Origin of the sequence: Nostoc sp. PCC 9305, assembly GCF_963920915.1 — a bacterium.
In the GTDB taxonomy this organism is placed as follows: Bacteria; Cyanobacteriota; Cyanobacteriia; order Cyanobacteriales; family Nostocaceae; genus Nostoc.
Genome location: NZ_CAWUDN010000230.1, coordinates 1 through 2,268, shown reverse-complemented (window position 1 = coordinate 2,268; position 2,268 = coordinate 1). Strand labels below are relative to the sequence as shown.

1 protein-coding gene is annotated in these 2,268 nt (G+C 41.0%); it reads left to right on the top strand.

Annotation, left to right across the window (positions count from 1 at the left end; genetic code table 11):
* Window positions 1-585: 585 nt before the first annotated feature.
* Window positions 586-1,950, top strand: coding sequence for a histidine phosphatase family protein (locus ACM0OX_RS35460; RefSeq protein WP_414519868.1), 1,365 nt, complete (start codon window positions 586-588; stop codon window positions 1,948-1,950).
* Window positions 1,951-2,268 lie beyond the last annotated feature (318 nt).

The following is a 2,268-nucleotide window of genomic DNA, read 5'->3' as shown; positions in this document are numbered from 1 at the left end:
AAAGACGTTCACTTCATCCGCCTCAATCATGGGAACAGCAAAAGCTTCTCAATCTTTACATAGCTAAACAAAAGCTAGAAGAGGTGATGTACTTGTTGGGGGAATAGTTAACTCAAAAGCTTAGTTAATAGCAAGGACTCTATCTAGAGTCCTTTTTTTGTGCATATTTTCAAAATACTTGGAGTAGTACTTGGAGTTTTCAGGAGATAACAGACAGATAGATATAAAAATAATATTTTTGTACTACTTTTCTACTCATTCTCAATAGTGAGTGATAATGACTCTCACGATACTTTGATTAATGCCAGAAATGCCCTATAACCGGGTGTTAGTAAGGGAATGATGGAATGTACCAGCAAGCGAAAATAAGAGGCATAGTGACAAAAACAGCTAGAACCTTTGTATGGTAATGTGTGAAATAGATTTGGAGTCGTACTTGGAGTTTATACGAGATGATTAGTGTGTGAGCATATATTGAGCATTGATAATTAGTAATAATTTATACTTAAAATAGTTAATTTATTACTTAAAATATTATATTTGAGCATTAAATGAGCATTTTGTGAAAAATAAAGGTTAAGAGTATTGAAAAATAAAGGTTTAAAGGTCATCATTGTGCGCCACGGTCAAAGCGGTTATAACACCGAGCGGCGTATCCAAGGACGCACTGATGCGTCAACATTAACCGAAAAAGGTCGTAATGATGCAAGTCTTGTAGGCAAAGCCCTCAGCAATATCTTATTTAATGCGATTTACAGCAGTCCCTTACAACGAGCAAAACACACAGCAGATATTATCCATAGTGAGTTAGCTACTCATGCTGAACAATCTGCTGTACTTCAAGTTTCTGATTTGCTGCTAGAAATCGACCTACCTTTATGGGAAGCACTGCTAACTTCTGAAGTCAAGCAAAAATTTGCCGAAGACTACCGCACTTGGCATCAACACCCCGACAAACTGCGGATGCTGCTTAATGATGCACAAGGGACAAGAGAACATTTTCCCGTTCTTGCTTTATACGAACAAGCACGGCAGTTTTGGCAAGAAATTTTGTCCCAACATCAAGGCGAAACCATTCTCATCGTGGGACATAACGGAATTAATCGCGCCTTGATTAGCACAGCGTTAGGCATCCCTCCCAGTCGCTACCACTCAATACAGCAATCTAACTGTGGCATCACCGTATTAAACTTTGCTGGAGCATTGGGCGAACCAGTCCAGCTAGAATCCTTAAATCAGACGCAACACACGGGAGAATCTTTACCCTCATTGCGACCGGATCATCAAGGAGTACGATTGTTACTAGTGCGTCATGGGGAAACTGACTGGAATCGCCAAACCAGGTTTCAAGGACAAATTGATGTCCCCCTCAACGACAACGGTAGACAACAGTCACTAAAAGCAGGTGAATTTCTTCAAGACGTAGAAATTGATTTTGCTGTAAGTAGCACCATGCTCCGCCCTAAAGAAACAGCAGAAATTATCTTAAAACGACATCCAAATGTAAAGTTAGAATTGCAAGATGGTTTAAGAGAAATCAGTCATGGTCTTTGGGAAGGAAAATTAGAAACAGAGATAGAGCAAGAGTTTCCGGGAGAGTTGCAGCGATGGCGGCTGATACCAACGCAAGTGCAAATGCCTGAAGGAGAGAACTTGCAACAGGTGTGGGAGCGCAGCGTTGCAGCTTGGCAATCAATTCTGCAAGCAGCATCAAATAATCAATTCAAAACTGTATTAGTAGTAGCTCATGACGCTACTAACAAAACCTTGCTTTGTCACATTCTGGGTTTATCGCTGGAAAACTTCTGGAGTTTTCGTCAGGGGAACGGTGCAGTTAGTGTTATCGACTACCCTGCTGGAATCGATGGTTTACCAGTACTGCAAGCGATGAACATCACCTATCACTTTGGTGGAGGCGTACTAGATAAAACAGCAGCGGGAGCGTTGTAAAAAAGTTAGGAGTTAGGAGTTAGGAGTTAGGAATAAAGTTAGGAGTGAAAAATTATGAGTAATGAATAAAGTTAGAAGTGATGAGCAAGGAATAAATAACTCATAACGGGAGCATCTCAATGAGTGTAAAAACACTTTTGCCCTAGCGAATGGAATTCGCGGCTATACAGACAAAACCCACCTCCGTGGGTTTCAAATCCTTTGAGTCCGCGTAGGCGGACTTCGTTTGTGTAGCCGCGATTTCTAATCGCCTGGTATATTTGCTCCTAACTCCTAACTCCTAACTCCTAACTCCTAACTCCTAACTCCTAACTCCTA